This is a genomic window from Vibrio rhodolitus, from assembly GCF_003350325.1.
GTDB lineage: Bacteria > Pseudomonadota > Gammaproteobacteria > Enterobacterales > Vibrionaceae > Vibrio > Vibrio rhodolitus.
The window spans coordinates 191,446-213,322 of sequence record NZ_QLYZ01000004.1 but is presented as its reverse complement, the minus strand read 5'-3'; the positions used below and the strand labels follow the sequence as shown (position 1 = coordinate 213,322).

The following is a 21,877-nucleotide window of genomic DNA, read 5'->3' as shown; positions in this document are numbered from 1 at the left end:
CGCCGTTTGCCCTACGCTTGCCAAATCAAAGCTTGGTTTGACAATTTGCGCAGCGGAAGTGGCGATTCAGGCCAAGGAGTTTCTAGCTGCTCGGTGAACAAGCCGATAGTATCAAGACCTGGCACTTCGTCAGGCAATTGCCATTTTGCTATGCGTGCTAGCTGCGTTAAACCTAAGCTCGACTCAATGCTAGAGCTTATCACCGTTTTGATGCCAAGCTCTTTAGCTCGCGCAATCAGTTCTAGACAAAGCTGTATAGAGCCAATCAAAGTCGGCTTGATAATGATGGTTTTAACGCCGTTAAAGTCATCTAGCTTGAAGTCTGGTTTACGAACGGCGTGTTGCAGTGTTTCATCCCACGCAATCGCTATACCTGTGCTGATAGCAAATGAGAAACTATCACCCGGCACTTCGCATGGCTCTTCAATAAACTCAATGCGCTGACGGAAGGATGGCGTAATGTAACTGGCGAATTTAAGCGCTTTTTCTTTAGTCCAAGCGCGGTTTGCGTCAAGACGCAGATTAAGATCTGGAATCGATTCTAAAAACAGGTTGGCAACCATGCCATCACGAATTGGCTCATACAAACCAACTTTGATTTTAGCGACTTTTTTTCCTTCCATTGCCATTAGTTTTGGCAATAGCTCGTCAGGGTCCCCACTGCAAAGTGGAGCAGAGCGATAGATCCCTTCTTGTGGCAGCCCACCTTCTAGTTCAAGTAGCGCCATTGATAAGCCAAACGCCACCGAAGGTGCCAACAGCTCATAATCTGGTTGATTACCTTGTTGCCAACTTATCAGTTGTTCAACGATTTGCGTGTAAGCCTCATCCATGGTCTCAGTGCTAAAGCCCGGTAACGGAGCGATTTCCCCTCGACCAATTCGACCACCGTCGGAGAGTTCAACAACAAACCCTTCACGTTCTTTTAGACGGTTGTCGCGCAGGATCACGCCACTGTCCATTGGTAATGCGTAGCGATACAGTTTGGCAGTTCTCATACCAATCTTTCCCTTGTGTTCTTTATTATTGTTTTATTCGTTAACTAGTTTGTCGCATCAAATTCGAGACAGACTTGAACGCCATTGCAGTGAGAGCAAGGAACAGGCGCGCAGTTTGCAAACGCAAATGAGCACCTGTGACATAGCTATCGCAATAATGGCGACCAAGTCAGTTTAGAATTATGGGTTGCGAGGAAACTTATTAAAGTCCGGACGACGCTTCTCATTGAATGCGTTACGACCTTCCTGACCTTCTTCTGTCATGTAGAACATCATGGTCGCATTGCCAGCTAGCTCTTGTAGACCCGCTTGGCCATCACAGTCCGCGTTTAGCGCTGCTTTCAAACAACGCAGTGCCATTGGGCTGTGTTGCAGGGTTTCACGACACCAACGTACAGTTTCTTTCTCAAGATCTGCTAGTGGCACTACTGTGTTTACTAGACCCATATCCAATGCTTCTTGTGCATTGTAGAAACGACATAGGAACCAAATTTCACGCGCTTTCTTCTGACCAACGATACGCGCCATGTAAGATGCGCCCCAACCGCCATCAAATGAACCTACTTTAGGTCCTGTTTGACCAAACTGTGCGTTCTCAGCAGCAATCGTTAGGTCACACATCATGTGCAGTACATGACCGCCACCAACAGCCCAACCTGCTACCGATGCGATAACTGGTTTTGGACAAGTACGGATTTGACGTTGAAAATCCAATACGTTTAGGTGGTGAGTACCGCCTTCATCACGGTAGCCGCCGTAGTCGCCACGAATCTTCTGGTCACCACCAGAACAGAATGCATCCTCACCAAGACCGGTTAAGATAATCACACCTACTTGCTCGTCGTAACGCGCGTCAGCAAGAGCATTGATCATATCTTTTACTGTTTGTGGGCGGAACGCATTGCGAACTTGTGGACGTGCAATGGTGATTTTTGCGATACCATCTTCTGATTTGTGGTACTGAATATCTTCATATTCACCGCTGCAGTCATTCCAGTTTACTGGTGCGTATAGTTCTTCTTCTGAAATACCTACTGTTTTAGCCATGGTGATTCCTGTTGTTGTTAATCACTCGCCTTCGCGAGTTTGAATTGATTTATTATTTCGACCGCAAACGCTTGTGGGTGTTCATGATGAACGTTATGCCCAGCCCCTGCGATCTGGCTGAAAGAGAGTCCGCTTTGTTTAGCTAACTCACTAAACTTGCTGTCTTTCTCGCCGCAAATATAGTGGATATCGATCCCGCTTGTATTCAGTTCAGGCAAGAGCCAAGGCTGATTGGCAAGCGATGTCGCTTCAAGCATTCGACCAACTGCAGACCCTAGATTAGCACTGCGTTTGGTAATGAGGGTTTGTCTTTGCTCATGATTTAATGAACTAAATACCGCTTGCTGATACCAATCGGCTAAAACGCATTCAATCGGCTCACTGCACAAACGCTCTGCCCATGCATGGTCATTTATTTTACGCGCTTCTCTTTCGGCAAGTTCACGCAAACCAAAGTTGCCACCTTCGATAATCGCCTTGATTAGGTTTAGTTCATGGAAATGGTGTTTGGCAATGCCATACATGGCAATTCGCCCGCCAAGAGAATAACCAATCAGGATAATCGGCTTAGTTGGCGCAAGTAGCGTTTTAATCGTCTGATTGATTTGCTGACATACTTGATCAAAGCCATCGCATTCGATGCTTTGACTGCGACCATGCCCCGGAAGGTCAATGGTCAAAATAGGGAATTGATTAAGATGCTGAATGCATGCTTGCCAATCATCACCACTGCCCAGTAAACCATGCAGAAACACCAAAACTGGCGTCTCTGCATCGTCATTCTCTAGGCGGTGATAACTATAAGCTAGCATGAAGGTTTTGGATAACCGCTTTAATCTGTTGTGACGCTTGTTCTGGAGGCGTTTGCACTTCAATGAGCAGACAGCCTTGACCATGAGTTAAATGCTGTTCGAGCGTCATTTGGTACTCTTCAAACGTAGTCGATAAGTAATACTCAAGCTTGAACTGCTGCGCGGCAGCAGCAAACTGATAGCCATGTGGCATTTGATACAAGCTCTGCTTCTGCGCTTGCGGTACAGGCAGCAAATCAAAAATAGCACCACCATCGTTATTGGTGACCACAATCACGCAAGGTGTGGTTTGCAGAGTAAACAACGCCAGCGAGTTAAGATCGTACAGTAGCGAAGTGTCACCAATATAAAGCACACTTGGCTTATCTGTGACACGCACAGTTCCGGCAGCCGTTGCCACTAGCCCATCAATGCCCGATGCGCCGCGATTGGAGTAGACTTCACTATCCACTTGACCAAACATATCCACCATACGCACAAACAAACTGTTACCAAGAAATACATTGACGTCATTAGCATGATTTACCAGTGAAGTTGCAAGCATCAGTTCTGTTAATGGCACTTTTTGACCATTAGTTTGCGTTACTTGCTGGAATTGCTTCGCTATTGACGTTAAGACTACCTCGGAAAGCGATTTGCCACCTCTTGCCCAGTTTTCACTTGGCTGGAATGGCGCTGATATGGCTTGCTCCAACCACTCGGTAATATCGCCCGCATGATGCACTTGCATCAAATGATCTTGGTTATTACGTGCAAGGCTGTCACTAACATAGTGATAGTCAACGTCTGTCTGCGCTAACCATTGGTTAAAACGCTTAGAGACAATGCGCGAGCCAATTTGCAACACCAGATCCGTTTGGTTGATCAGCTGTTTTCCAGCCTCGGTTTGCAGCCAAGTATCATAATATGCCCACTCGCTACTCACCCCTGATTGTGGGTCACACAAGACTGGCCAAGCTAATTTGTCCGCCAACTGTTTAGCCAGCTCAGCTTGGTGTTTAGAAACGCTGCCAACAATGATTAAGCCTTGTCGCCCTTGCCACTTCAACACATCAAAGGCAGGGTTTACAACCGAAAAGCGTTGCTCGGTGTAACAAACACCACTTTGTTGCCATTTAGCAATCGTGTCTAGGTAAGCTTGATAGATAGATTTCGGCTGATCAGAATAAAGCGGCTCAGGGAAAGCACAGTTAATATGCACTGCACTGCCCTCACGCGCTTGCTTGTGCATCACTTCATCAATAGAGGTAAGTAACCAACGCAGCGGCACTTGTTCTGATGGGCTTGGCAACGCAAGCTCAGCACAGACATGACTCGAATAGATGCCTTGCTGCACAATTGCTTGGTTAGCACCACAGCCAACCAACTCAACCGGGCGGTCGGCGGTAAGCACCACCAGCTTTTCACCGGTAAGCTTCGCTTCAGCAATCGCAGGTAAAAGATTCGCTACTGCCGTGCCCGACGTAACCACGACCGCAACAGGCTTTTGACTAGCTTTAGCCATGCCAAGCGCCAAAAAGCCTAATCCACGCTCATCAAAATGGGTGTGTAGCGTTAACTTGTCGTTGGCATCCGCTTCCAAAGTAAGAGGCGTAGAACGCGACCCCGGCGCAACACAAATGTGCTCAACACCAAAGCGCGTTAACTCTTCAAGCAAGGCTTGGCACCAAATACGATTTAATACAGCTTGGTTATGCATTATGACGCCACTCCCAGTGGCGGATGATCAGAGATAAGCGATAGCAGCGTCGCCATCTTCTTATCTAGCTCTTGCCATTCATGTTCAGCAATTGAACCGGGAACAATGCCAGCACCGGCATAAAGTGAAATCTCGTCATCCACGACTTGTGCACTGCGGATTGCAACACAGAACTCAGCGCGCGCTAGGCTAATAAAGCCCATTGAACCGGCGTACCAGCTGCGTTCAAAAGGCTCATGCTGCTGAATAAAGTCCATCGATTCACGACGTGGTAACCCCGCCACTGCGGCAGTTGGTTGCAGAGCACCAAGCAATTGTACGCCATTCACCCCGTCATTAAGATGAGCATGGATGCTGCGCTTTAGGTGCTGCACTTTGCGCAGACGCACTAAGCGCGCTTCTGGTTCAACTTCAACTAAGTCCGAGTATGGTTTAAGGCGGTCAATAATATCGTCAACCACATACTGGTTTTCGTTGAGGTTTTTACTATCTTGTGTGAGCCAGTTTGCTAGCGCCATATCATGGCTAGCGTTATCGCCACGTCCAATCGTGCCCGCCAGCGCCTCAGTGTAGAGATCTTTACCTTGACGGAAATACAAACGCTCTGGCGTTGAGCCAATAAAGCTATGACGAGCATTTTGCGCCAACATAAAGTGGAAACTGTGTTGGTTGTGCTGTGAACTTGATTTGAGAAGTTGCGAGGCACAGATAGGCGTATGCAGCTCTAATGTCGTGCGGCGAGCCAGCACCACTTTTTTAAACTCATCGGCTTCAATACCAGACAATACCTTTTCTACCAATGCATGCCACTCAGGCTGACTTGGCGTGTGCTCTATATGGTCAATATGGGCAGATAAAGGCAGCAGTTTAGGCACTTCGCTACGCAGCTGCTGTAAACTTTTTACGACTCTAGGTTTAGTGCCTGCGATAATATTGACAACCAAAAACCAAGTTTGGTCTTCACGAACCAACTCAATTTGCGGTAAAAAGAAGAACGACGCAGGGCAATCAGGATTTTTGGCACTTTGACCATCGAATGATTTACCACCCCAGATCCTTTGCTCACCAGAAAGGTACGCATAAGCAGGCGCTGGGTCATCAAAAGTGCGCAGTTGTCCTAACGCGACCACTTCTTCGCGTGTATCACGTGATTGCCAATAAAACTTAGGGAAAAGAGGCTGAGCTTGCAACCAATCAATGAAAGCAAAATCAGGCTTGTACTCCAGAACTTGAACCAGACGAGTCACCTCGCCTTTTGCATCCTTTACTCGTTCAATCAGTTCGGTAATGGCTTGCTGAAAATATGACAAATAAACCTCGTTCACTGGAGATTTTGAACTATACCCACGCAAGTTAACATTGCTGGGTCTAACAAATTAGTTGAGTAATGTATTTCTACCGCGAGTCCAAATCAAGGATGTCCTCAATCTTTTACAAAATCCTGTGATTACACACATACCTGACATGATTAAAAAAAGCGAGTTTTACAGATTTTAATTCTACCAAAGGTTATTTTGGTGTAATTTAGTAAAGGATTTTAATTATTTTTAGGTTTTACACAATGCAAAATATCGGGATGTCGTCAAAACTTGATAATGTCTGCTACGACATTAGGGGACCAGTACTCAAACATGCTAAGCGCATGGAGGAAGAAGGGCATAAAATACTAAAGCTGAATATTGGTAACCCTGCCCCTTTTGGTTTCGACGCCCCTGATGAAATTCTAGTTGATGTTATCCGCAATTTACCAACTTCACAGGGTTACTGTGATTCAAAAGGTATCTACTCGGCGCGTAAAGCGGTAGTTCAGCACTACCAGAAAAAAGGTATTCGCTCTCTCGACGTTGAAGATGTTTACATCGGTAACGGTGCGTCAGAGCTGATCGTAATGTCGATGCAAGCGCTACTGAACAATGGCGACGAAATGCTGGTCCCATCACCTGATTACCCGTTGTGGACAGCGTCTGTGGCGCTTTCTGGCGGTAAAGCAGTACACTACATGTGTGATGAAGAAGCCGATTGGTATCCAGACCTTGACGATATCAAACGTAAAATCACGCCAAAAACACGTGGTATTGTGTTAATCAACCCGAACAACCCAACGGGTGCGGTTTACAGCCGTGATTTCCTACTGGAAGTAATTGAAATTGCGCGCCAGCACAAACTGATCATTTTTGCTGACGAAATCTACGATAAAGTACTTTACGATGGCGCAACTCACACTTCAGTGGCAACGCTAACAGAAGATGTTCTCGTAGTAACCTTTAACGGTCTGTCTAAAGCATACCGCGTATGTGGCTTCCGTGGCGGCTGGATGTTCCTAACCGGTCCTAAACAATACGCACAAGGCTACATCGCTGGTCTTGAGATGCTCTCGTCTATGCGTCTGTGTGCCAACGTGCCGATGCAACACGCGATTCAAACTGCACTGGGTGGCTACCAAAGTATCAATGAACTTATCCTGCCTGGTGGTCGTCTGCTTGAGCAGCGTGACCGTGCATGGGAACTGATCAACCAAGTGCCTGGCGTTTCATGTGTGAAACCAAAAGGCGCGATGTACCTATTCCCGAAAATTGATACCAAGAAGTACAAAATCCACGATGACCAAAAAATGGTGTTGGACTTCCTGATCCAAGAAAAAGTACTGCTTGTGCAAGGAACGGGCTTTAACTGGCCAAAACCAGATCACTTCCGTATTGTGACATTGCCACACGTGGAAGATCTCGAAACAGCAATCGGACGTTTTGAGCGTTTCCTATCGACTTACAGTCAGTAATTGTTCTGCAACGCTAAGCTTAAATGCGGAGCGACAGATAGCAAAAAGGCACTCATTGAGTGCCTTTTTCGTTAGTGCTGATAAAGATTACAACTCTTCGATCAACTCTTGAACTTCGCTCTTAGGTTTGTATGTTTGACCAAAGCCGCGCAGACCCACAACGTGTACATGTTCGTGGTCTTTAAATACCTTACGAACCAGTTTGTAAGTAGTACCTTTCTCTGGGCTGATGTTCTCTGGCGCTGCAATAAGAAGCTGCATATCCAGACGGTCACACAGTTCGAACAGCGTCGAGATCGACTTACCATCCAGACGAGCCGCCTCATCCAAGAACAGTAGACGACAAGGCACAATGTCTTTACTGCGTAGACGACGTGACTCTTCTTCCCAGCTCTGTACAACCATCAATAGAATTGACTGACCGGTACCGATCGCTTCACCAGTTGATAGAGCGCCCGATTCCGCTTGTAGCCAGCCATCAGAACCACGGTTTACTTCTACGCTTAGCTCTAGGTAGTTACGGTAATCCAGTAGCTCTTCACCCAGAACTTGTGGTGAACGTTGACCCATATCGATATGTGGGTTCACACGTTGGAACAGCTTCGCCATCGCTTCAGAGAAGGTGTAACGCGTCGTTTCAAACAAGTCTTTATGCTGCTCTTGCTGCGCCGCTAGACCGTTAAGTAGCACTTCGTGACTTTCGCGGATCTTCACGTTTAGACGCACGCCTTTTACCTGACCGAACGAGATGTTCGACAAGCCTTGGTTTAGCATACGGATACGGTTTTGCTCGCGCTGAATCGTCTTCTTGATGATGCTTGCTACCGAATCTGAGCTGATCGCTAGACGGTTTTCACGTTGCGTTAGCTCTTCAGTTAGACGTGCTAGCTCCACTTCCATCTCTTCGATAGCTTCAACCGGATCATCGGTACGGATGATATCTTGGCGAATACGCTCACGTAGGTGTTGGTAAACAGCAATGTAGAACAGAACCTTACGCTCTGGATGCGCGGTATCTTCCGATAGGCGCAGTGAATCACGTAGGTCGTCATTGTCCGCCACAGCAAGACGCAGTGCACCCAGTGACTTATCCGACATTGAACGCAGTTCAGCCGCTGACATGTAAGCCAGTTCACGCTTGTGTAGTCGACGCTCAACGTCGTTTTCACGCGCAAGACGCAATACTGAGCACCAGCCCGCTTTTGCTGCCACGACGAAAGTACGTAGCTCGGCATAATCTTTCTGAACTTTCTTCATGCGCTTCGCCAGCGCTTTCATTTCAAGCTCAGTAGAGGTGATGGTACGCTCGTACTCACTCTTACGGCTACGTGAGGTGTGTAGGCGCTCGTTCAGCTCGTCACGACGACGTTGTGCACGCTCTGCTGCACCTTCATCAGCGGTTACACCGTACTCTTGTAGCTCTTGCTTAAACTCTTGAACCGTTTCCAGTTTCGCTTGGTGTGAGCTCTTCAATGATGCCAATACTTGGTTGTATTGGTTCATTTGGTCTTGCAACTGTTTTAGCTCATTACGGCTACGAGTACGAAGCTGTTCCGCTTGGACCAGTTTCGCTTTTAGCTGTTCACTAAGCTCACTGCTCTTACTCAATAGATCCACTGAGTCAGAGTAGGCAAAGTAGTGGCGACGCTCTACCAGATCAGACAAGGCAAAGATCTGAGTTTTTAGCGTTTGTAGCTGTTGGTCAGCCGCTTGGTATTCCGCTTCTAGCGCTTCAAATTGCTCAGGGTCAGCATCAAGCGCACCAACCACTTTCTCTAGTGACTCTAGCGCTTTGGCGTGTTGCGTTAGGAAGGCTTTCGCTTGAGAGACTTGTGCTAGTTTCTCTTCAATTTCAGCAAAACGTGCTTCTAGTGTGTCATCTTCGATAAAGCGCATGGTTGGCGCGAGTTTATCCAGCAGAGCAATCGCTTGTTTGCTACCAAATAGCTGGGCACGTTGCTGCTGCTCTTTGCCATCTAGCTCAGCAAGCAAACGCACAAACTGGTTACGCTTATCACGTACTTTTTGTAGTGCTTGCTCAGGATCCGCTTCGAACGCCACTTGAATGTGCTTAGCAACAAAGTTGTTGAACGCTTGGTACAGACGCTGCAGTTTTTGTGAATCGAATGCCGCTTTCGCATGCTCTTCCACCACTTCTTCGCGTTCGCTGCGTAGCAGTTCCAAACGTTGCTCGCGCGCTGCGCGACCAAACAATGGAATTTCCGGCAAACGTGAGTAACGCATTTGGCGATCGTTCAGGCGAACGCACACTGCGCCTTCTAGTTCTTCTGCATTGAATGAGCTGTCATCAAAGGCATCGATATCACCTTCAATGATGTACAAATCTTCTGGGCAGTCATCCAGTTCAACCAGCTTCTCTTCGATGCCAGAAAGATCAGATACCACAATCGCATGACGTGCTGGACCGTACATCGCACTGAAGTATGGCGCGTCATCAATCGTGATGTCGTCGTAAATTTCAGATAGCAGCACACCGCCTAGCGTGTCAGCCAAACCTTTTAAGCGTGAGTCATTTGAGCCACCTGGCGAGGCGAGGCGTTCGATTTCGCCGTCAAGGAAAGTGCGACGCTCAGCCAGCTTGTCTTTAGCAATCGACTGTTGCTTCTCTTGCTCAAGCACTAGCTGCATTTGGCTCATAACCGCTTGGCTATCAACCAGCTCTGCCCCACTTTGCTCACGTAAGCTTTCTAGTGCATCGTTCGCTGCAATCCAAGTTGGCGCAATGCCTTCAAGCTTAGCAATTTCTGCGGCTGCATCTTGCTCTAAACGACGCTGTTCACTGCGCTGCTCGCGTAGTTCTTCTTGCGCGTACTCAAGCGATTCGATCTGCGCACTGTGACGCTCACGCTCTTGCTCAAAGCTCAGTTCATCAGCCAATTCAACATGGTGCTGCTTTTGGTACTCTTGCACCAATTCACGCGCTTGACGCTGCTGGTTTAAGCTACGCTCAAGGTCACGGTGCTGCGCGCGCCATTGTGGCTCGTTGTCATTCAGTTGCTTCGCTTCACGACCTTGCGCAAGCGCACTTTTCGCTTGCTCAGCGGCTTGGCTGCGTTCAACCGTACCAACGATGCTCGTCACCAATTGTAGCGCGGTCTCAAACTGCTGCGCGGCTGCCGATGACATGTCTAGCTTATGCTTTAGTGCAAGTAGTGTGGTGGTGCTGTCTGCTTCACGCTGCTTGAGTTCTGCTACCAAGGCTTGCGCTGATTCCGCGGTTAGACCGTCATTACTTAACAGTTGCTTCGCTTTATCTAACGCTTGAACCGCTTGTTGATATTGCAGTGCACGTGTTTGCTGCATATCCAACGCTTGTTGGTAATCAGCAAGCTGAGTTTTTAGGCTATCAACCTCTTCTTCTGCAACCGTCGATTGCTCTTCAGCCATGAGGACGCGCTCTTGCGCTTCTTCCACTACCATCAACTGCTCTTCTAGACGCTCGCTTAGCTGCTCTAGATCTTCTTGGTAGCGTTCGATCTTCTCTTGTTGGCGCAGTGCGTTTTGCACTAGCTGCAAGTGGTCAGATGCCGCTTGGTAGTCTTGCTCAAGTGCCGCTTCACCTTCCACCAGCATTTCCAGCTCTTCATGAACGCGGTTTAGCAGAGAGTTTTGCTCAATCAAGCTTTGACGCGAACCAAACAGTTCGCCACGCAGAGTCATGGTTTGCTCAAGCTTGTTACGACGATCGTTCGCGTGACGCATGTAGTCCGCCGCCACGTAGTTGGTCGACTCAGTGATCAAGTGTTTAAATAGATCACGGTCCGCCTGAGTGGTTTTGATCGCTTCAAGCGTCATGCGGTTTTCACGCAGCGCCGATTCCATATCTTGGAACGCTTTTTTAACCCCGCCATTTTGTGGCAGTAGGTAGTCACGTAGTGAGCGTGTAATTGCGCTCGAGATACCACCGTAAAGCGATGCTTCGATCAAACGGTAGAATTTTGAACGATCTGAAGAGTTACGTAGCTTCTTAGGGATCACGCCAAATTCGAACATTTGCGCGTGGTAATCCACCACTGAAGAGAACGCTTTGAATTGCACGCCTTCGTACTGAGCGATGCTCTCTTTGACTTCGTTAATTTGACGTACACGTGCTTGAGTATCTGATACGCTTTCGATCAGCACGTCCGTTGGTTTTACGTGGCTTGGCAGACCTTGGATAACGAAAGGTTTGATGTCGACTTTCTTATCACGACCCGCCACTTGCTGCAGTTTTACCGCAAACAGTAGGCGTTGGTTACGTGAGTTCACAACATCTAACGCTGCGTAACAGGCACCCGGCTGCAATTTACCATACAGACCTTTATCGCGAGACGATTGGCTACTGCCCGCTTCTGTGGTGTTACGGAAGTGCAGTAGTGTTTGGTCAGGAATAAGCGCTGTGATAAACGCCGCCATGGTGGTCGACTTACCAGCACCGTTACCACCAGATAGTGTGGTGACTAGACCATCGATATCAAAAGTACGTGCAAAGAAGCCGTTCCAGTTGATCATGGTCAGCGATTGATATTTACCGCGTTGAATCATGCTTCGCCCTCAATGTCTTCGTGCACGTGTTGATCGTGTTCTGCGTCTTGGTGATCGATGTCTTGCTGCTCATCATCGTTTAGCAGGCTGCCTTGGCTTGGCTCTTTAGTATGCACAACCGCTTCACCATCACGGATCAGGCGTAGCTGTGCTTCACGCATGTCGTCACCAACACGCACATCTGCACCAAAGCGGAATACCGCTTCGCTAATACGGAATTTACCGGTTTCACCGATATTGATGATCATGCCAAGACGACGCAGGCGACGTAGCGAGGTACGAACTTTCTCGAACAGTTTTTCTTTATCCAGATCTGAACCCGTTGCGCGGTTGGTCACCAGCTTCATTAGCTTGGTTTCATCGGTCAACTGGATCAGTTCTTCATACAGCTCTTGGTTGGTAAAAATACCTTCGTGAGCCAAACGCTCAGGGCTTAAGTAAAGGAAACACAACACCTTACCCACCAGCATATCAAGCTCAGATAGCACACTGCGGCTAATCAATGAGGTTGAACGTGGACGTAGGTAGAAAAAGCCTTCAGGTGCTTTTACCAATTCAGTGTTGTAACGCTGGTAAAACAGCGCTAATTCGGTTTCGAAATCCGCCAATAGTGCATGGTTGTCCAAATCTTCAGTTGAGATGTGGCGACCCGCACGCAACATGCTATCCAGTGCTGGAAACAGCGGATTAGAAATTGCTTTTGCCAGATTCTCTGACATGTATTCGTTAGTATCTGTCGATGACATTTGCTTGTACCTTTGCACCAAATTCGTTGATCGCTTGCCAGTCCGGCTGAATCGCTTGGTAATCCGCTTCGGAGTAACCAAGTCTTACTGCTTGATCGACGACAATTCGTGCTAAATCAAAATGATGAGTTCTTGGGTGTGTCGCTAGGTAATCGCGTAGCACCGAGCCAAGATCGATTGGCATGCCCTGATCTTTATGAGCTCTAAGCATCTCGCCAATGCGCTCGGAAAGCTCATCATTGACTTGTTGAAACTCTTCGTATTCCACTTCCATTGGCACTTGACCCGTTACCTCATCATCACGCAGCACTAGGGCTTCGTCACGCAGGTCAATCAAGCGCTCAGCATCGGCATAAGTTAAGTACCAAGGCATCTCGAAGTAGTCTTTCAGTGATTGGCGCAGACGCGTACTGAAGGCACGGTTTTTATCCATATCAATTGCGGTACGGATAAACTTGTGCACGTGTCGGTCGTAGCCAATCCATAGGTCAATCGCTTGCTGACCCCAACTGGTGATGCGGTCGAGCTTCATCTGCAAACCAAACAACGTCTCTTCGATAAACTCTAGCTCGTCATCACCATAGACAATTTCTTGAATATCGAGGATCTGAGTTTGCAGTTCATCACCTGCCGCTTGCAGCGTATCTTGCAGTTCACGTAGGGTGGTCGAGGTTTCAGACAACAGCGCTTCACAGTTATTGATCGCTTCGCGCCAATCTTTATTCAGCAGTTCTGCGATCTGCAGTTTTACCGATTGCTGCTGCTCATCCATCACACGTTGGTTAAGGTCGATCTGATCGAAGATCTCGCCCACTGAATATTTCAGTACGCCGTAAACGTTTTTCTTCCAGTGACCTGGTGTGCCACCTTTTTGCGCCGCTTCAATCGCTTTTGCCATCTCATCTGCCACCATAGACAGCTGAATTGAAAGCTTAAGCTTTGAGAACTCACGGTGACGAACGTAGTAATCGGTAATACCAATGGCTAGTGGTGATAGACGGTAAATACTCGCGCCATCGGTAATTTCACTGGTAAAGCGGCTAATAAGGCGCTGCTTAACCATTTCGTTGATGGCGTTGTTGGCACGAAATGCCGACGCCTCACCGGTATCTTCAAATAATCGAGTGACGATTGTGAACGCATCATGGAGTTCACCTTCACCCAATTCTTCATCAAACCTTTCATTACTTAACACTGCAATGGCGATAAGAAAAGCCAACCTTTCGCTTGTTAGGTTCAATGAGAAATCGTGCTGCTTGACCCAACCTACCAATTCATCGATAGGTTGATCGGCAACATTGAGAGTCATCTCACTCATTGTTATTCCTGTTTATCTTTCTTTTGTGCCCATACATGTATGTATCGACCTAATGAGAGGTATGGCTCTTGTCGACAAAGTTTCTCTTCAAGTGCCAGTACATCTTCAAATTGGTAATCGCCCATGTTCATTCGGTTGCCAATGTAATCACTGAAGCAACGAATGCCGGATTTACCGCAGATTTCAAACCCTGCGTCTTCAATCCACTGATACACATCTTGTGGCACTAAGCCTTTCTGTGGTTGCAGTTTAAAGCGCTTGCGATGAGGCATACCTTCTAACACATGAGGAAGGTTGCCACAAACAACATTCTTATAAACCAAGCCATGATGGTTGTAGAACATGATGGAAGCGATGCCACCAGGCTTCACTTGATCCAATACCGTTTCTAGGGCGGATTTCGGGTCCACCAACCACTCCATCACTGCGTGAAACATCACTAAGTCCACTGGTGCGGGCATATGCTGCGCAATATCCTGCACAGGAGAATGAATCAGGCGATAGTTATCAAGCAAGCCATTAGACTCAATATCCTGCTTGGCTAGCTGAAGCATTTCAGAAGATAGATCACATAGCGCTACTTGGTGTCCGAGTTTGGCTATTTTTTGTGACATTTGTGCCAGACCACCGCCTGCATCAAGGATTTCTAGGCGTTGCTGGTCACTCTGTAGCATGGTGAGAGCTTGCTCAAGATCTTGCCAAACAATGACTTGGCGGATCTCCCCTTTATCGGAACCATAGATATTTTTTGCAAATTTGTGGGCAATATCGTCGAAATTGCGGTCTTCAGTCACAGCGGCTTGGGTTATCATGTTAAAGGTCTGCTGACCTTTTGTGGTAAATAATGTTCGAGCAAACAGCGTTTTAGTCGCGACGAGAGGTTTGTAGCCTAGCTATTCTAAGCACCATACCTCTTGCCGCAGCATAATACATTGTTACATCGAACCCTTCAGACAGCGTTTGTTGCTTACTTCTCGTGCGTTTAAGGCAGTTAAACTGCTTTTAAAGCCCGCATGTGTTCATAAAGAGTGGAAATAAGTCACCAAGCACTGTAAAAATCATCTCAAAAGGTCAATAGACCCTTCGCGCCGCTATTCTGTCACAAGAAAAGCAGATATAAAGAGCGATTCTCTTAATTTATAATCAACTGGTGTTTTTTCGGACTATTTTAGTATGTTTGAGCTGAAAAAAATCGTTTCTTCTTTGCTCATGCCATTGCCAGCGTTGCTGATCATTGGTTTTTTGGGCTTAATGTTCATTATGTTTACCCGTAAGCAGAAGACGGGCTGCTTCGTGGTGCTGTTTTCCTTTGTGGGAATTTTCTTGATTTCATTCCAACCAGTCTCATCACGTTTATTGATGCCACTGGAGCGCCAATACACTGCCTTTTTACCAGTCGATAAGTCTATCGATTATGTGATGGTTCTCGGTAGCGGTCATGTGGTAGACGACCAAATCCCACCCACTTCAGAGTTAAGTCGCACCGCTTTGATGCGTCTATCTGAAGGCATTCGCATCATGCGTATCTACCCGGGCTCAAAGCTTATCTTATCTGGTTATGCAGCTGGCACCGAAGTAAGCAACGCACGTATGATGGCAAAAGTGGCACTCGCATTAGGCGTATCTAAATCCGATATTATTTTGCTGGAAACCGCCAAAGATACGTGGGAAGAGGCGCGTCAAGCCGCAGCGTTTGTTCAGCGTAAAGAAGTGGTTTTGGTGACTTCTGCTAGCCATATGAAACGCGCGCTGAATGAGTTCCACTCGGCGGGCTTAGATCCATACCCAGCGCCGACCAACTATCTGGCTCAAAATGAGATCCATCAGTTCTGGAGTAAATACACGCCAAAGTCGACTTATTTAGAGCAAACAGAGCGTTACTGGCATGAAACCCTAGGACGTATCTGGCAAAGCCTGCGCAATTGGGCATCAGATTATGAAGAGACGGCGATTGAAGCCTCGCAAAGCAACGTCTAGTCACTAACATGTATAAAAAACCGAAGCCTACGCTTCGGTTTTTTATTTACTTATTCTGATGTAAGCAGCTTTTTATTACCCGCTGATTAGTCACCAGCAAACATGTAACCTTCGCCATGAACGGTGACAAAGATTTGTGGGTTCTTTGGATCGAATTCCATCTTAGCGCGCATGCGTCGAATCAAGACGTCGATGGTACGATCGTTTGGCGCGTCAACACGATGGCTGATCATATTCAAGATACGCTCACGACTTAGCACTTGGTTCGGGTACGAAGAGAGTGCTACCAGTAGCTCGTATTCTGCTTTAGTGAGTTTAACAGGCTCACCGTTGCGGCTTAACGCGCGACGTTGAATATCAAACATCCACTCACCAAAACGGACGATGTTTGCATCGTTCTTTTGATCAATTACACTGCCTGCATTTCGCGCTGCAGAAATGCGCCACAATAGGTTCTTCACACGAACAAGAAGCTCGCGAAGCTCGAACGGTTTTGTCACATAATCGTCTGCACCCATCTCTAGGCCAACGATTTTATCAATGCTATCCGTGCGTCCTGTTACCAGGATAATTCCAATGTCCGATTGACTGCGCAGCTCGCGAGTTAGCATCAGACCATCTTCACCAGGAAGATTAATGTCTAACATAACTAAGTCGATCGAATGATTTTGTAGGGTGTCGCGCATCTGCTCGCCGCTTTCTGCTTCGCTGACTGTGTAACCTTCATTTTGAAAGTAGCCAACTAGCTTACTGCGAGTCACCGCATCATCTTCTACTACTAATACGTGATAGCTCATCTAAACCACTTAATTTACATTGGGAATTAATTTCAAGTGTATTCTATTCATAAATCGTAACATTTCTAGTATTTGTTATATTAAAATCAAGAAAGATGATTTTTTATTGATTCAAGACAAACCTAGCCCAATCATTAACATAATTCCATTTTCTGACCCATTTATTCACAATATACGTTATCGCTATTCATCTTTGTTCGCTAAAATACTAATAGTACTGAAACTTGGAGCATTGCGAGATGCAAGAACTAAAAGCGTTTAATGAAAAGCGAGCAGAGATTTACTGGTGGTTTTCGAGCCTGTTTGCAAAAGAGCTAACTGAAGCAGAACTTGAACAATATCAAAGCCCTGAAATTCGAGGCTTCCTTGCTGGTTTAGGTGAAAACCCAACGTTGAAACCTGCTGTTGATCGTTTGGTGGATGCCCTTAATCGTCAACTTGACCGTGAAGATGGTCAACTTGAGCTCGCGGCAGATTTCTGTGACCTATTCTTAAAGTCCGACAAAGAATCTGCTTTGCCATATGCATCAATGTACGTGGGCACCACAGGTCTACTGCATGATGAGCCGGCAAATGAAATGGAAGCGTTACTGGCTAAACACGGCGTTGCTGTCAACCAAGATCTTAACGAGCCTGCAGACCACATCGCTATTGAACTTGATCTGCTAGGTAACATGATCATCCGCTCAAATGAGTTGGAACAGGAGCGTCACCTTAATGATGCCCTGATTGAGCAAGAAGCGTTTATTCGTCAGCACATCCTTAACTGGATACCTAAGTTTAGCGCGAAAAGCCAAGCCCTAGATTCATTCGGTTTTTACTCTGCCGTTGCATCGCTTTTGGTCGCTTTCCTTGAGCTGGACTGCGAATACCTAGTCGGCGAAGAGAGCTAATTATCCATTCTCATTTGGCAAGAATGGGTTTTTCGTTTGCTACTGGCGACGATGCGGTCTAAAATCGAACCCGCAAACGATAAAAAAGACAAATCAAGTACAAACCGCTGTAAAAAAGCGGTTTTTGTATTTCTATTACTTCCTGCCAGTTTTATTCAAAGATGTGAATAGCCATGTGGCAGCTATAGATAGGATCATACCTTATGGCCACTATAAAAGACGTTGCTCGCCTAGCTGGCGTATCAACCACAACAGTCTCACACGTAATTAACAAAACTCGCTTTGTTGCTGAAGCAACGCAAGAGCGCGTAATGGAAGCGGTTACTGAATTAAACTACGCGCCAAGCGCCGTTGCTCGTAGCCTGAAATGTAATAGCACCCGCACTATCGGTATGCTGGTTACTCAGTCAACTAACCTATTCTTCTCTGAAGTAATCGATGGTGTAGAGAGCTACTGCTACCGTCAAGGTTACACTCTGATCCTTTGTAACACTGGTGGTATCTACGAGAAACAGCGTGACTACATTCGCATGCTGGCTGAAAAGCGTGTTGATGGCATTTTGGTTATGTGTTCAGACCTGACTGAAGAACTAAGCGAAATGCTTGATCGCCATAAAGACATTCCAAAAGTGGTAATGGATTGGGGTCCTGAAAGCTCGCAAGCAGATAAGATCATCGATAACTCAGAGGAAGGTGGCTACTTAGCGACTAAATACCTTATCGAGCATGGTCACAAAGACATCGCTTGTTTGAGCGGTCATTTCGAGAAAGCGGCATGTCAGGAACGTATTCTAGGCTTCAAACGCGCAATGAATGAAGCCAATCTAGTGGTTAATGACGACTGGATTTTAGAAGGCAACTTCGAGTGTGACACTGCGGTACTCGCGGCTGATAAAATTGTTGCAATGGACAAGCGCCCAACGGCAATTTTCTGTTTCAATGACACCATGGCACTCGGTCTCATGAGCCGTTTGCAGCAAAAAGGCATCCGCATTCCAGAAGATATGTCTGTAATTGGTTACGACAACATTGAGCTGGCTGAGTACTTCTCGCCACCATTGACGACTGTTCACCAACCAAAACGCCGTGTAGGTAAAAACGCATTTGAAATCCTACTTGAGCGCATTAAAGACAAAGAACACGACAAGCGTGTTTTTGAAATGCATCCAGAAATCGTTGAACGCTCAACCGTCGCTAAAATTAGCTAACTCAATGATTACTATAACAATAGCTGATGGTTAATCCGTCAGCTATTGCTCACCATATTCAACTTAATTCTTGCAATAAGATCACAATTATTTCATAGTGTAGGAATACTTCTACACAGAAGTAGTTAATCTTTAGCAAGGCAAATTAAGTCACGCACAGGGCAAACCATTCTGAAAAGATGGGACGCAAAGCCACCGGCCTAAACAGTTTGTATAACCAAACTTGTATGGTAGCGGGGTTGCCGATGGTAGAAATGCGCACGTTAACGGATTATTCTCCTATTCCTGCTCTAACTACTATTCTTTCGGACCTGATTTGGTGGCGTATTAATATACACATACACCGAGAAAGTACTGAATGGACAAACCAATTCTAAAAGACTCAATGAGGCTATTTGAGCCACTAGGTCGTATTAAATCTCGCTCTATGTTTGGTGGGTTTGGGATTTTCGCAGACGAAACAATGTTTGCGTTAGTGGTGCAAAATAAGCTTCACATTCGTGCCGATAGCACGCTCGCTAAGCAGTTTAAACAACAAGGATTTGAGCCGTACGTGTATCACAAACGAGGATTCCCAGTTGTTACCAAGTACTTCGCCCTGAGCGAAGAGTGGTATAACGATAGTGAGAAAACGCTGCAAGTAGCCAAAGAGGCTCACGAGCAAGCAAAACATGAAAAATCAACTCAAGCAGATACCAAACCAACGCGAATTAAAGATTTGCCTAACCTTCGTTTGGCAACTGAGCGTATGTTGAAGAAAGCTGGGATTGATAATGTACAACAACTTGAAAGCGCAGGCTCTGTAGAAGCCTACAAGGCGATTCGTGACACTCACACGAGTGATGTTAGCCTTGAACTGCTTTGGTCCCTTGAAGGAGCGATTAAGGGCACACACTGGTCTGTTGTACCACAAGCTCGCAGAGAAGAACTGCTCTCTCGACTCCAATAAATATAAGCCAGCATCATCTGCTGGCTTTTTTTTGAAAGTTTTTCTTTGCTTTAAGGTTCTTATCTAACATTGAAGAGCGTTCACCTTGTGCTTGAACCATTATTATTAAAAAAGCGTAAACAAGGGATCAAAGGAGAGCAAAGATGAATAAGAAAGTAATTATCGGATTAGGACTGGTTGCGCTAATTGCGTTACTCATTACTCAATTTGGCGACCAATTAACGCTAGAAAATGCCAAAGCGCAGCAAGCTGCGTTAAGTTCTTTTATTGAGCAAAACTTCGCTCTCGCGGCTATCACTTACTTTGCCGCCTATGTCGCTATTACCGCCTTTTCAATTCCAGGCGCTGCCGTGGTCACCTTGCTTGGCGCTGCATTGTTTGGATTTTGGACCAGTCTATTGTTGGTATCATTTGCCAGTACTCTTGGCGCAACCCTTGCTTTTCTCAGCAGCCGCTTTCTGCTTCGAGACTGGGTGCAAGGCAAATTTGGCGATAAGCTCAACGCAATTAACCAAGGCGTAGCCAAAGACGGTGCCTTCTACCTGTTTTCTCTACGCCTAATCCCTGTGTTTCCTTTCTTCTTAATTAACTTGTTGATGGGACTGACCCCAATCAGTACCGCTCGATTCTATCTGGTTAGCCAAATTGGTATGCTGCCTGGTACTGCTGTCTACTTGAACGCCGGTACCCAGTTAGCACAAATTGATAGCTTATCAGGTATCGTGTCCCCTTCGGTATTGATTTCTTTTGCACTGCTTGGCGTGTTCCCAATCGTGGCAAAATGGGCAATGAAAAAGTTTCGTGGTGAACCACAGTCACCGAGCAAAGCATAATGGAGCAATAGAGTGAAGATTTTCAGCGCAGCCAACCCACCCCAAGCTCACATCGTTTGTGAGCTATTGCGCGCAAATGGCATAGCTTGTGAAGTTCGAGGTGAAGGGATCTTTGGCTTACAAGGCGAAGTGCCATTTGGAGAAGCGAGCGAGCCTCATGTCTGGTTGTTCGATATTGAGCAAGCGGGCGTCGCAAAACAGTTGGTAGCGCAGTTTGAACAACCACACTCTGAGCCATCTTGGCAATGTATCGAGTGTGGTGAGGTCAATGAAGGACAATTTGCCATGTGTTGGCAATGTGGCTCAGCAGCGGAAGCTTAGCCTATTTGCTGCTGAATAAAACGAATCGAATGTTGGTTAAACTCATCCGGTCTTTCGATATTGCAGACATGTCCACAGTTGGCGATTTCCAACAATTGGCTTGTACGATGTACAGCTACCATCTCTTTGACAGGTTTGATAAACATATAGTCCCTATCCCCCATCAAATAAAGCGTTGGGATCGGTAACTCTCTCTCTTTAAAGTAGCGCATCAGTGGATTGACTTCAGAAGCTAATCTAAACCAGCGCTTAAACTCTTTCTGACAGAGCTTTTTGGCTTCTCTGATAAACATGTGGCGCGATTGTTTTTGCGTTTTCTGCGGCATCACAATATAAGCAAACAAGCTGTATAGCCACATATAAGGGACGATATGCTTGAATGCGTTCCCTACCGTCACCAACAACTGTGAGCGGGTATTTAAACGCGTCACTGCGCCACCCAATACCATCGACTTCACGCGGTCTGTGGCAAGCTCTGCCAAGTTTCTAACGATAATGGTGCCTAAAGACATACCGACAAAGTGCGCCGATTGAATCTTCAAATGGTCCAGTACCTGGAGAATATCTAGCGTTACTTCTTTAAAAGTATAACGACTTGAAATCAGCTCTTTGAGTAATTGGTTTGATTTCCCGTGACCACGCAGATCAATCAACAAAAGATTGAAGTGCTCTTTATACGCTTTGATCTGCTTAAACCAAATCGATGAACTACCACCCGCGCCGTGGACAAACACCACCCATTCAGAGCTAGTTGGGTGCATATAGGTTTTATGAAACAGCAAGGCATTACTCATTTAAATTAATAGTTAGATCGATATTACTAAAGGGAGAGAAGCCTACCACAAGTTGACTTCAGCTTAATGAAGCTTATATCACTTTATATGAATTTGAGACGAGAAAAGTGTAATAAAAGGCATCAAATGATGCCTTTTATTAGCGGTTGTTAACTTTTTATACC

18 protein-coding genes and 1 riboswitch are annotated in these 21,877 nt (G+C 46.4%); of the genes, 7 read left to right on the top strand and 11 right to left on the bottom strand.

Annotation, left to right across the window (positions count from 1 at the left end):
• Nucleotides 1-11: 11 nt before the first annotated feature.
• From menC to DPF93_RS06230, 5 genes are all read right to left on the bottom strand, one after another.
• Nucleotides 12-998: an o-succinylbenzoate synthase gene (gene menC, locus DPF93_RS06250; RefSeq protein WP_114765352.1), complete on the bottom strand. Its 987-nt coding sequence runs from the start codon at nucleotides 996-998 to the stop codon at nucleotides 12-14.
• Nucleotides 999-1,178: 180 nt separating this feature from the next.
• Nucleotides 1,179-2,045, bottom strand: a complete 867-nt coding sequence (gene menB / locus DPF93_RS06245; RefSeq protein WP_114765351.1) for a 1,4-dihydroxy-2-naphthoyl-CoA synthase — start codon at nucleotides 2,043-2,045, stop codon at nucleotides 1,179-1,181.
• 17 nt (nucleotides 2,046-2,062) lie between these two features.
• The gene (gene menH / locus DPF93_RS06240) at nucleotides 2,063-2,857 is read right to left on the bottom strand and encodes a 2-succinyl-6-hydroxy-2,4-cyclohexadiene-1-carboxylate synthase (RefSeq protein WP_114765350.1); all 795 of its coding nucleotides are present in this window, start codon (nucleotides 2,855-2,857) and stop codon (nucleotides 2,063-2,065) included.
• Entirely contained in the window at nucleotides 2,844-4,559 is a 1,716-nt protein-coding gene (gene menD / locus DPF93_RS06235; protein ID WP_208638770.1) for a 2-succinyl-5-enolpyruvyl-6-hydroxy-3-cyclohexene-1-carboxylic-acid synthase, read from the bottom strand. The genes menH and menD overlap by 14 nt, the downstream gene beginning before the upstream one ends.
• Nucleotides 4,556-5,866 (bottom strand): isochorismate synthase, encoded by a 1,311-nt coding sequence (locus DPF93_RS06230; RefSeq protein WP_114765348.1) that lies wholly within the window; start codon nucleotides 5,864-5,866, stop codon nucleotides 4,556-4,558. The genes menD and DPF93_RS06230 overlap by 4 nt, the downstream gene beginning before the upstream one ends.
• A 251-nt stretch (nucleotides 5,867-6,117) precedes the next feature.
• Between DPF93_RS06230 and DPF93_RS06225 the strand changes: the two genes are divergently transcribed.
• Nucleotides 6,118-7,332, top strand: coding sequence for a pyridoxal phosphate-dependent aminotransferase (locus tag DPF93_RS06225; protein WP_114765347.1), 1,215 nt, complete (start codon nucleotides 6,118-6,120; stop codon nucleotides 7,330-7,332).
• A gap of 87 nt (nucleotides 7,333-7,419) precedes the next feature.
• Here DPF93_RS06225 and mukB read toward each other — a convergent pair whose 3' ends face one another.
• The 4 genes from mukB to cmoM are packed head-to-tail and all read right to left on the bottom strand — an operon-like array spanning nucleotide 7,420 to nucleotide 14,735.
• Complete coding sequence (mukB, locus tag DPF93_RS06220) at nucleotides 7,420-11,877, bottom strand: chromosome partition protein MukB (RefSeq protein WP_114765346.1); 4,458 nt, start codon at nucleotides 11,875-11,877, stop codon at nucleotides 7,420-7,422.
• Nucleotides 11,874-12,623, bottom strand: coding sequence for a chromosome partition protein MukE (gene mukE / locus DPF93_RS06215; protein WP_114765345.1), 750 nt, complete (start codon nucleotides 12,621-12,623; stop codon nucleotides 11,874-11,876). Before mukE ends, mukB begins: the two co-directional genes overlap by 4 nt.
• On the bottom strand, nucleotides 12,604-13,941 hold the full coding sequence (gene mukF / locus DPF93_RS06210; RefSeq protein WP_114765344.1) for a chromosome partition protein MukF: 1,338 nt from the start codon (nucleotides 13,939-13,941) through the stop codon (nucleotides 12,604-12,606). Before mukF ends, mukE begins: the two co-directional genes overlap by 20 nt.
• A 2-nt stretch (nucleotides 13,942-13,943) precedes the next feature.
• The gene (gene cmoM / locus DPF93_RS06205) at nucleotides 13,944-14,735 is read right to left on the bottom strand and encodes a tRNA uridine 5-oxyacetic acid(34) methyltransferase CmoM (RefSeq protein ID WP_114765423.1); all 792 of its coding nucleotides are present in this window, start codon (nucleotides 14,733-14,735) and stop codon (nucleotides 13,944-13,946) included.
• A 379-nt stretch (nucleotides 14,736-15,114) separates the two neighbouring features.
• On the opposite strand from cmoM, the gene elyC reads away from it, so the two are divergent.
• A complete protein-coding gene (gene elyC / locus DPF93_RS06200) occupies nucleotides 15,115-15,918 on the top strand; it encodes an envelope biogenesis factor ElyC (protein WP_114765343.1) in 804 nt (267 codons plus the stop codon).
• 86 nt (nucleotides 15,919-16,004) lie between these two features.
• Here the strand turns inward: elyC and torR are convergent, their stop codons facing one another.
• Nucleotides 16,005-16,715 carry a two-component system response regulator TorR gene (gene torR, locus DPF93_RS06195; RefSeq protein WP_114765342.1) on the bottom strand — a complete coding sequence of 237 codons (711 nt, stop codon included), beginning with the start codon at nucleotides 16,713-16,715 and terminating at the stop codon, nucleotides 16,005-16,007.
• Nucleotides 16,716-16,954: 239 nt separating this feature from the next.
• On the opposite strand from torR, the gene torD reads away from it, so the two are divergent.
• The 5 genes from torD to DPF93_RS06170 all read left to right on the top strand — a co-directional run bounded on the left by torD (nucleotide 16,955) and on the right by DPF93_RS06170 (nucleotide 20,919).
• Nucleotides 16,955-17,608, top strand: coding sequence for a molecular chaperone TorD (gene torD, locus DPF93_RS06190; RefSeq protein WP_114765341.1), 654 nt, complete (start codon nucleotides 16,955-16,957; stop codon nucleotides 17,606-17,608).
• Nucleotides 17,609-17,811: 203 nt separating this feature from the next.
• Nucleotides 17,812-18,816 carry an HTH-type transcriptional repressor PurR gene (purR, locus tag DPF93_RS06185; RefSeq protein WP_114765340.1) on the top strand — a complete coding sequence of 335 codons (1,005 nt, stop codon included), beginning with the start codon at nucleotides 17,812-17,814 and terminating at the stop codon, nucleotides 18,814-18,816.
• Nucleotides 18,817-18,966: 150 nt separating this feature from the next.
• Nucleotides 18,967-19,063, top strand: a riboswitch (cyclic di-GMP riboswitch).
• 111 nt (nucleotides 19,064-19,174) lie between these two features.
• Nucleotides 19,175-19,765: a TfoX/Sxy family DNA transformation protein gene (locus tag DPF93_RS06180; RefSeq protein ID WP_114765339.1), complete on the top strand. Its 591-nt coding sequence runs from the start codon at nucleotides 19,175-19,177 to the stop codon at nucleotides 19,763-19,765.
• 143 nt (nucleotides 19,766-19,908) lie between these two features.
• Nucleotides 19,909-20,598, top strand: a complete 690-nt coding sequence (locus tag DPF93_RS06175; RefSeq protein ID WP_114765338.1) for a TVP38/TMEM64 family protein — start codon at nucleotides 19,909-19,911, stop codon at nucleotides 20,596-20,598.
• 12 nt (nucleotides 20,599-20,610) lie between these two features.
• The gene (locus tag DPF93_RS06170) at nucleotides 20,611-20,919 is read left to right on the top strand and encodes a putative signal transducing protein (RefSeq protein WP_114765337.1); all 309 of its coding nucleotides are present in this window, start codon (nucleotides 20,611-20,613) and stop codon (nucleotides 20,917-20,919) included.
• Here DPF93_RS06170 and DPF93_RS06165 read toward each other — a convergent pair.
• The gene (locus DPF93_RS06165; RefSeq protein ID WP_114765336.1) at nucleotides 20,916-21,713 is read right to left on the bottom strand and encodes an alpha/beta fold hydrolase; all 798 of its coding nucleotides are present in this window, start codon (nucleotides 21,711-21,713) and stop codon (nucleotides 20,916-20,918) included. The two genes, DPF93_RS06170 and DPF93_RS06165, sit on opposite strands and share 4 nt — an antisense overlap.
• Nucleotides 21,714-21,877: the final 164 nt, after the last annotated feature.

Excerpts from the sequence above, each read along its gene's own strand:
- menC (WP_114765352.1), bottom strand. The coding sequence starts at position 998 with ATGAGAACTGCCAAACTGTATCGCTACGCATTACCAATGGACAGTGGC.
- menB (WP_114765351.1), bottom strand. The coding sequence starts at position 2,045 with ATGGCTAAAACAGTAGGTATTTCAGAAGAAGAACTATACGCACCAGTA.
- menH (WP_114765350.1), bottom strand. The coding sequence starts at position 2,857 with ATGCTAGCTTATAGTTATCACCGCCTAGAGAATGACGATGCAGAGACG.
- DPF93_RS06225 (WP_114765347.1), top strand. The coding sequence starts at position 6,118 with ATGCAAAATATCGGGATGTCGTCAAAACTTGATAATGTCTGCTACGAC.
- mukB (WP_114765346.1), bottom strand. The coding sequence starts at position 11,877 with ATGATTCAACGCGGTAAATATCAATCGCTGACCATGATCAACTGGAAC.
- mukE (WP_114765345.1), bottom strand. The coding sequence starts at position 12,623 with ATGTCATCGACAGATACTAACGAATACATGTCAGAGAATCTGGCAAAA.
- mukF (WP_114765344.1), bottom strand. The coding sequence starts at position 13,941 with ATGAGTGAGATGACTCTCAATGTTGCCGATCAACCTATCGATGAATTG.
- elyC (WP_114765343.1), top strand. The coding sequence starts at position 15,115 with ATGTTTGAGCTGAAAAAAATCGTTTCTTCTTTGCTCATGCCATTGCCA.
- torR (WP_114765342.1), bottom strand. The coding sequence starts at position 16,715 with ATGAGCTATCACGTATTAGTAGTAGAAGATGATGCGGTGACTCGCAGT.
- torD (WP_114765341.1), top strand. The coding sequence starts at position 16,955 with ATGCAAGAACTAAAAGCGTTTAATGAAAAGCGAGCAGAGATTTACTGG.
- purR (WP_114765340.1), top strand. The coding sequence starts at position 17,812 with ATGGCCACTATAAAAGACGTTGCTCGCCTAGCTGGCGTATCAACCACA.
- DPF93_RS06180 (WP_114765339.1), top strand. The coding sequence starts at position 19,175 with ATGGACAAACCAATTCTAAAAGACTCAATGAGGCTATTTGAGCCACTA.
- DPF93_RS06175 (WP_114765338.1), top strand. The coding sequence starts at position 19,909 with ATGAATAAGAAAGTAATTATCGGATTAGGACTGGTTGCGCTAATTGCG.
- DPF93_RS06165 (WP_114765336.1), bottom strand. The coding sequence starts at position 21,713 with ATGAGTAATGCCTTGCTGTTTCATAAAACCTATATGCACCCAACTAGC.